Source organism: Elstera litoralis, assembly GCF_000963705.1.
In the GTDB taxonomy this organism is placed as follows: Bacteria; Pseudomonadota; Alphaproteobacteria; order Elsterales; family Elsteraceae; genus Elstera; species Elstera litoralis.
Genome location: NZ_LAJY01000095.1, coordinates 1 through 6819 on the forward strand (window position 1 = coordinate 1; position 6819 = coordinate 6819).

Genomic DNA, 6819 nt, shown 5'->3' on the forward strand with positions numbered 1-6819 from the left:
GCTGGGTGCGCGGCTCTTGTCCTTGGCCGACGCCGGAGTGGCGGCGGGGGTCGGAATAGGGAGCGGTTGCATGGCGAGCGCGGCGTTACCGACGCTGGTCGGCTGGGTCATGGTCGGTTCCGGCGCAACGCTGGGAACGACGCGCTGCGTCATCGCCGGTTCCATCGAGGCTTCCACCGGGCGCGGCGGAATAAAGCCGCCATCGACCGAGGGCGCGGCCGACATCGGGGTCGAAAACGCGCGGGGCCGGGTTGAACGAGCCCGTCATCACAGTGTTCGGCGAGGCTTGCGGGCGCACCGGCGCGCTCAGGCTTTGGGTCACGACCGGCTGCGGGGCGACGGCGAGATTGCCCTGAACGCCAAACGCCGGGCCGTTGGTCGGCGCGGTTTCGGCACTCATCACCGGGGCCGCTGCCGCGTGATGCGGCGTATGCATCGGGACGCTGGCCATCGGCGCATAGCCGCTACCGATTGCCGCCGAGCTTTGCGAGACGGGTGTTCTGCTGGGCCGGGCGCGACGTTGCATCCGTCACCAGGGCGATTTGCGGGCGGCGCGGTTCGGCAGCGGCCTCCGACTCGATGCCGGTGGCGACGACCGACACGCGGACGCGGCCTTCCAGGCTTTCATCGAAGGTCGAGCCGAAGATGATGTTGGCGTCCGGGTCCACTTCTTCGCGGATGCGGTTGGCGGCTTCATCGGCTTCGAACAGGGTCATATCGAGACCGCCAGTGATGTTGATGAGCACGGCGCGCGCGCCTTTCATCGAGGCATCGTCCAGCAGCGGGTTCGAGATGGCGGCTTCGGCGGCATCCAGGGCGCGGCGCTCGCCGGTGGCTTCCCCCGTACCCATCATCGCCTTGCCCATTTCGCTCATCACGGTACGGATATCGGCGAAATCGAGGTTGATGAGGCCCGGCATCATCATTAGGTCGGTCACGCCGCGCACGCCCGCGTGCAGCACATCGTCGGCCATTTTAAAGGCATCGGCGAAAGTGGTGCGCTCGTTGGCGAGACGGAACAGATTCTGGTTCGGGATGATGATAAGCGTATCGACATACTGCTGAAGATCGAGAATGCCGTTTTCAGCCAAGCGCATGCGGTGCGCGCCTTCAAAATGGAACGGCTTGGTGACGACGCCGACCGTCAGAATGCCGCGCTCGCGCGCCGCGCGGGCAATGACAGGAGCCGCGCCGGTGCCGGTGCCGCCGCCCATGCCCGCCGTGATGAACACCATATTGGAGCCATCAAGCTGCTGCATGATCTCTTCAATGCATTCTTCGGCAGCCGCCCGGCCCACATCGGGCTTTGCGCCCGCGCCCAAACCGCGCGTCAACTCGGTGCCGAGCTGAATGCGGCGCGATGCGAGGTTATGCCCCAGCGCCTGATTATCCGTATTGGTAACGACGAATTCCACGCCTTGCAGATTGGCGCGAATCATATTGTTAACGGCATTCCCACCGGCACCACCGCAGCCGACAACCGTAATACGCGGGCGCAGTTCGTGATCGCTAGGATTGCTCAAACCGATTTGCATAGCCATTTTGTGCCTCCGCTTCGAAAAAAACTTAGATGATCGAGCTTAAAAAGTTTTCTTTGAGCCATAACCCAAGCCGTCCGATCATTCCGGTCGGCGCGACGGCGGACGTTTTGCGTCCTCCTTTGGCCGGCTCGGATGTCGGTTGAAGGGCGTGGGCGATCAAACCTGTGCACGTGGCATAGGCCGGACCGGCAAAATCGACCGGCAGCCCGTGAAACCCTTGGGGTTTGCCCACACGGACTTGCTTGTCGAGAATATGGGCCGCAAGGTCGCGCACCCCGGAGAGCTGACTTGCGCCCCCCGAGAGAACGGCCCGTCGGCCCGCTATCTTGTCCAAGCCGCTCGCCTCCAAGCGACTGCGGACAAGTTCAAAAGTCTCCTCCAACCGGGGTTGGATAATCCCGGTTAAAATCGACTTCGGAATATGGTGCGCGGTGAGGCGATCATCCTCGCCGACCAGCGGAACTTCGATGATTTCCCGCTCGTCGGCGCTGGCGACCAGGGCCGCGCCGTAGAGGGTTTTCATCCGTTCCGCATGGGCCAGCGGGGTCGAAAGCCCGCGCGCAATATCGGTGGTAACATGGCCGCCGCCGATGGGCACCGAATCGGTGAACACCAGCTTACCATCAAAGAAGACCGCCATCGTCGTCACGCCGCCGCCAAGGTCGATGAGCGTGCAGCCCATCTCCCGCTCGTCGGGCACCAGCACCGACATACCGGCGGCGTAGGGGGCGGCGACGACGCCGTCGAGTTCCAAATGACAGCGGGCGATGACCATCGCCAAGGTTTTCAAGGCCGAGGTGGAGGCCGAGACGACGTGCATATTCACGCCGAGCCGTTGCCCGTACATGCCGCGCGGATCGCGGATGCCCCGGCTGCCGTCGATGGTGAAGCCGACGGGGATAGTGTGCAGCATCGTGCGGTCGGTCGGCTCCATATTCTGCCGCCCGGCTTCCAGCACGCGGCGCACGTCCGCATCGGAAATCTCGTGACTATCGATCGAAAGCTCGTGCTGGGCGACGCGCGACGAGAGGTTGCCGCCGGTCATGCTGACGATGACGCCCTGAATGGTTTCGCCCGCCATTTGCTCGGCGGCCTGCACGGCAGAGAGGATGTTTTTCTCGGCGGCATCGATATCGGCAATCGTTCCGGCTTTGATGCCTTTCGAGCCAATCATACCGATGCCGGTCACGCGCGGCACACCGCCATCCACCCGCGCAATTAAGCAGGTGGTTTTGGTCGTGCCCAGATCGAGCGTCGCCACAATCCCGTTGCGGGCTTTGGTCGATCCCTTGCGCATGCTCATCCTAACCGTTCCCCCCATCCGCCGCTTTCGGCCCCGCCTGCTTTTGCGCCGCCGCTGCGGCGGGGCTGAGTTGCACGATCATGCGGTCGGCCTGTCGCAAATCGATGGCGACAATGTCCCGATCCAGCAGCTTTTGCTGCCGGTGCAGATCGGCGAGCACCCCCAGGGCGACCGCCGGATTTTCTTCCGGAAGGCGCACGTCGATACCGTTGGTGAGATGCAGATTCCAGCGCCGGTCGCCGACCCGAATAGCGGCAGCGACAAGCGGCTTTATCTGCGGTTCCCCCTCCAGCAGCAGCAGGATTTCTTCCGCCCGCTGTGGAGCCCCTTCGCCGACAATCACCGGCAGCGAGGCAAACTCGCCGCCGGGGTCCATCAGAATGGTTACGCCCTTGGAATCCACCAGGTGGAACCGTCCGCCGTTTTTGCCACAGGGCAAAGGGCGACCGTTCCGTGAGACGGACATAAACCGTATCCGGCAGGCGCCGTTCTACGACTGCGGACAGGATCCAGGGAAGCGCTTCCAACCGCTGACGGGCGGCTTCAGCATCGAACCCTAGAATCGCTTCTCCACGCCGAGTTTGCAAGGATTCCATGATCGTTTCGGAGGCGGAACGAATGCGGCCCTCAACGAGAACTTCCTGAACGCGCAGGCCGAAACCCGCACCAACCTGGGCAAAAAAGCCGGGGCGGGGGAGAACAGCGCTGGACGCGGTTTGCATAGGAGCGGCAGGATGTAGCGCAATTGTCACACCCAGCCCGGCGACAATACCGAGAATCAGCGTGCCGCCGAGGCCCCAGAGGGCGGGCTTCAGCCATTTATTCGGCGGGCGACGCTTCGGCGGATTGGGAATTACGATCAGCGCGCGGCCCGGCTCCTTCGCCACGGCGGGCGGTACCAGGGGTTTGCGGCTGGGTGAGGTGATTGGCTGGTTCGGGGAAATCAGCCGGGCCTGCAACTGCGGCTCGATGGGCGTTACCCGAGGGGCGGCGGCGGGGTGACGCTCGGCCCCATCAGCAGGCGTTTGGGATCAGTGATCTTCTTCGGCGATGCCCCGGCCCGCTTGGGCAGCCAGCCGGTGAAGGCCGCGCGCAGACGCGCGCCCGTGCTCGGCTTCTCTTGCTTTGGGGCAATCAGAAAGCTCGGCAGGTTGGGCCGGTCGAGCGGATCAAGGTGCAGATCGCTCATCCCCATCGCGCTTGCTCCACCAATGAGACGACGAGATCGGCAAAAGAAATGCCTCGGCTGCGGGCGGCGTCCGGCACCAGCGAGGTTGGCGTCATGCCGGGCTGCGTATTGGTTTCGAGCAGCCAGACCGTGCCGGGCGCGCCTTGCGTATCGTCATAGCGGAAGTCGGAGCGCGACACACCCCGGCACCCGAGCGCCTTATGGGCACGCACGCCCATATCGTAGAGTTCGGCCAGGACGCTTTCGGGAACATCCGGCGGCATGATGTGTTCCGCCTCACCGCCCTTATACTTGGCTTCGTAATCGAAGAACCCGTGGGCGTGGCGAATCTCGATCGCGCCGAGCGCGCGGGGCTCGCCGGTTGCAGGATCGTCCATGACGGCGACGGTCAGTTCGCGCCCGGCGATATAGGGTTCGACCAGAACTTCCTCGCCAAACCCCCAATCGGCCACCGCCGGGCCATTGTCGCCCGCGCGCACGATCTGCACGCCGAAGCTGGAGCCTTCGGCGGGGGGCTTCACCACGTAAGGCCGGGGCATCACGTCGCCTGCCAGCACCTCGGCCTTCGAATAGACCGCGCCGCCGGGCACCCGCAGCCCTTCGGCGGCAAAAACGCGTTTAGCGGCGGGCTTGTTCATCGCCAGCGCCGAGGCCAATACCCCGGAATGGTATAGGGGATTTCCAGCAGATCGAGAATCGCTTGAACGCGCCCATCCTCGCCGCCGGTGCCGTGCAGAGCGTTGAACACCGCATCGGGCTTCGGCGTCAGCGCAGCGATCAGGGCCGCCGGGTCTTTCGGCGCGTCGATCTCCGTCACCTCAAATCCCTTTTCGCGCAACGCGGCGGCAATGGGCACGCCCGAGGCGAGCGAGACGGGGCGCTCGGCGGACCAGCCGCCCATCAGCACAGCAATGCGGTGGAAGCGGCTCATGCGACCTCTCCCGAAGAAACGCCGATGCGTTTAATTTCCCACTCCAGGGTAACACCCGAGGTTTCCAGCACGCGGCGGCGCACCTCCTCGCCCAGGGCTTCGATCTCGGCGGCGGTGGCCGTGCCGGTATTGATGAGGAAATTCGTGTGCTTTTCCGAAACCTGCGCACCGCCCAGCATGAGCCCCCGGCACCCGGCCTTATCGATCAACTCCCAGGCCTTCTGGCCCGGCGGATTCTTGAAGGTCGAGCCGCCGGTTTTGGCGCGGATCGGTTGCGCGGCTTCCCGGTTGGCGCGGATTTCGGCGAGACGCGCGCCGATGCTCTTCGGGTCGGCTTCGGTGCCGTGCAGGGTCGCGCCGGTGAAAATCCAATCGGCGGGGGCTTCGGAGTGGCGATAGGTCAGGCCCATCTCGGTCAGCGTCGCCGTCTGGCGGTTGCCCTGCCGGTCGAGCGCGCGCGCTTCCACCAGGACTTGCGCCATATCGCCGCCATAGGCCCCGGCATTCATGCGCAGCGCGCCGCCGATGGTTCCGGGAACGCCGGAGAGGAACTCCAGTCCGGCAATCCCGGCCTCGCCTGCGGTGAGCGCAACGTTCAAATCGAGCGCCGCCGCGCCCGCCGTAACCTCGGTGCCGTCCGTCTTGATCCCGGCAAAGCCCTTACCCAACCGCAGCACGACGCCTGGAACGCCGCCGTCGCGCACCAGCAGGTTCGAGCCAACGCCGATCACCGTCACCGGCACCTCGGGCGGCAGCCCCGCGAGCAGGGTTGCGAGATCGTCCTCATCCGCCGGACGCACCAAAACTTCCGCCGGGCCGCCGACCGCGAACCAGGTGATCGCGCTCAGAGGGGCGTTCGCCGTCACCCGACCGCGCAAAGGCGGCAGGCGCTCGGCGAGCGGAACGGCGCTGTCGGGGCGGAGGCTGGCCATCATACCGTCTCACCGCTCAAAGGTTCGCCGTAAAGGTCGGCGAGTTGCGCGGGCAGGGCGTTGGCCCAATTGGTGATCGTCCCCGCGCCCAAGCAGACGACCATATCGGACGGGCGGGCCATTTCCTTGATGATCCCCGCCAGATCGTCCGGGCTTTCCAGCGGGCGCACGAAGCGGTGGCCGCGTTGCTTCATTCCGGCGATGAGACTGTCGCGCGACACGCCCTCGATGGGGGCTTCGCCCGCCGCGTAAATATCGGCGACGATCACCGCGTCGGCATCGTTGAAGCAGGTGCAAAAATCTTCGAACAGGTCGCGGACGCGGCTATAGCGGTGCGGCTGCACCACGGCGATGACGCGGCCCCGGCAGCCGGAGCGCGCGGCCTTCAGCACGGCGGCGATTTCGACGGGGTGATGCCCGTAATCATCGATCACGGTAATGCCGCGCACTTCGCCCGTGCGGGTAAAGCGGCGCTTGACGCCCTTGAACCCGGCAAGGCCCCGGCGGATGGTATCATCGTCGATGCCCATTTCCAGCGCGACCGTAATCGCGGCGAGCGAGTTCTGGACGTTATGGGTGCCCAGCATCGGCAGTTGCACGTTGCGCAAGATCCGCGTCGGTCCGCCCATGCGGTCGCGGATTTCCACATCGTAGCGCGCGCCGGTCGGCTGCTGCATCAGGTTCAACCCGCGCACGTCCGCTTGCGGGGACAGCCCGTAGGTGACGACGCGCCGGTCGAGTTTCGGGATCATCGCCTGCACGCCGGGATGATCGATGCAGAGCGTCGCAAACCCGTAGAACGGAATATTCTCGACGAAGGTGCGGAAGCCTCCTGCACTTTGTCGAAGGTGCCGTAATGGTCGAGATGCTCGGGGTCGATGTTCGTTACCACGGCGATAACGGAAGGCAGGCGGGTAAAAAGT

General features: G+C 64.9%; 7 protein-coding genes and 3 pseudogenes. 1 reads left to right on the plus strand and 9 read right to left on the minus strand.

Going from position 1 to position 6819, the window contains the following annotated elements:
* Window positions 1-85: 85 nt before the first annotated feature.
* From VZ95_RS04810 to VZ95_RS29115, 5 genes and pseudogenes are all read right to left on the minus strand, one after another.
* Complete coding sequence (locus VZ95_RS04810) at window positions 86-451, minus strand: hypothetical protein (protein ID WP_045774865.1); 366 nt, start codon at window positions 449-451, stop codon at window positions 86-88.
* Window positions 452-464: 13 nt separating this feature from the next.
* Window positions 465-1541 carry a cell division protein FtsZ gene (ftsZ, locus tag VZ95_RS04815; protein WP_456297676.1) on the minus strand — a complete coding sequence of 359 codons (1077 nt, stop codon included), beginning with the start codon at window positions 1539-1541 and terminating at the stop codon, window positions 465-467.
* Between the two features lie 25 nt (window positions 1542-1566).
* On the minus strand, window positions 1567-2844 hold the full coding sequence (ftsA, locus tag VZ95_RS04820) for a cell division protein FtsA (RefSeq protein ID WP_232302479.1): 1278 nt from the start codon (window positions 2842-2844) through the stop codon (window positions 1567-1569).
* A gap of 1 nt (window position 2845) precedes the next feature.
* Window positions 2846-3310, minus strand: coding sequence for a cell division protein FtsQ/DivIB (locus VZ95_RS21610; RefSeq protein WP_084627579.1), 465 nt, complete (start codon window positions 3308-3310; stop codon window positions 2846-2848).
* Between the two features lie 40 nt (window positions 3311-3350).
* A pseudogene (locus VZ95_RS29115) lies at window positions 3351-3566 on the minus strand (FtsQ-type POTRA domain-containing protein); the annotation flags it as partial.
* A 61-nt stretch (window positions 3567-3627) separates the two neighbouring features.
* Here VZ95_RS29115 and VZ95_RS23865 point away from each other — a divergent pair.
* On the plus strand, window positions 3628-3846 hold the full coding sequence (locus VZ95_RS23865; protein ID WP_156995060.1) for a hypothetical protein: 219 nt from the start codon (window positions 3628-3630) through the stop codon (window positions 3844-3846).
* Here the strand turns inward: VZ95_RS23865 and VZ95_RS04830 are convergent.
* The 4 genes and pseudogenes from VZ95_RS04830 to VZ95_RS04845 form a co-directional block, all read right to left on the minus strand.
* Window positions 3821-4033: a hypothetical protein gene (locus VZ95_RS04830; RefSeq protein ID WP_156995062.1), complete on the minus strand. Its 213-nt coding sequence runs from the start codon at window positions 4031-4033 to the stop codon at window positions 3821-3823. The two genes, VZ95_RS23865 and VZ95_RS04830, sit on opposite strands and share 26 nt — an antisense overlap.
* Window positions 4030-4964 (minus strand): annotated as a pseudogene (locus VZ95_RS04835) (D-alanine--D-alanine ligase). Before VZ95_RS04835 ends, VZ95_RS04830 begins: the two are co-directional and overlap by 4 nt.
* Window positions 4961-5896 carry a UDP-N-acetylmuramate dehydrogenase gene (gene murB, locus VZ95_RS04840; protein ID WP_198148091.1) on the minus strand — a complete coding sequence of 312 codons (936 nt, stop codon included), beginning with the start codon at window positions 5894-5896 and terminating at the stop codon, window positions 4961-4963. Before murB ends, VZ95_RS04835 begins: the two are co-directional and overlap by 4 nt.
* Window positions 5896-6819, minus strand: a pseudogene (locus tag VZ95_RS04845) (UDP-N-acetylmuramate--L-alanine ligase); the annotation flags it as partial. The gene murB and the pseudogene VZ95_RS04845, both read right to left, overlap by 1 nt.

Excerpts from the sequence above, each read along its gene's own strand:
- VZ95_RS04810 (WP_045774865.1), bottom strand. The coding sequence starts at position 451 with ATGGCCAGCGTCCCGATGCATACGCCGCATCACGCGGCAGCGGCCCCG.
- ftsZ (WP_456297676.1), bottom strand. The coding sequence starts at position 1,541 with ATGGCTATGCAAATCGGTTTGAGCAATCCTAGCGATCACGAACTGCGC.
- ftsA (WP_232302479.1), bottom strand. The coding sequence starts at position 2,844 with ATGAGCATGCGCAAGGGATCGACCAAAGCCCGCAACGGGATTGTGGCG.
- VZ95_RS21610 (WP_084627579.1), bottom strand. The coding sequence starts at position 3,310 with ATGTCCGTCTCACGGAACGGTCGCCCTTTGCCCTGTGGCAAAAACGGC.
- VZ95_RS04830 (WP_156995062.1), bottom strand. The coding sequence starts at position 4,033 with ATGAGCGATCTGCACCTTGATCCGCTCGACCGGCCCAACCTGCCGAGC.
- murB (WP_198148091.1), bottom strand. The coding sequence starts at position 5,896 with ATGGCCAGCCTCCGCCCCGACAGCGCCGTTCCGCTCGCCGAGCGCCTG.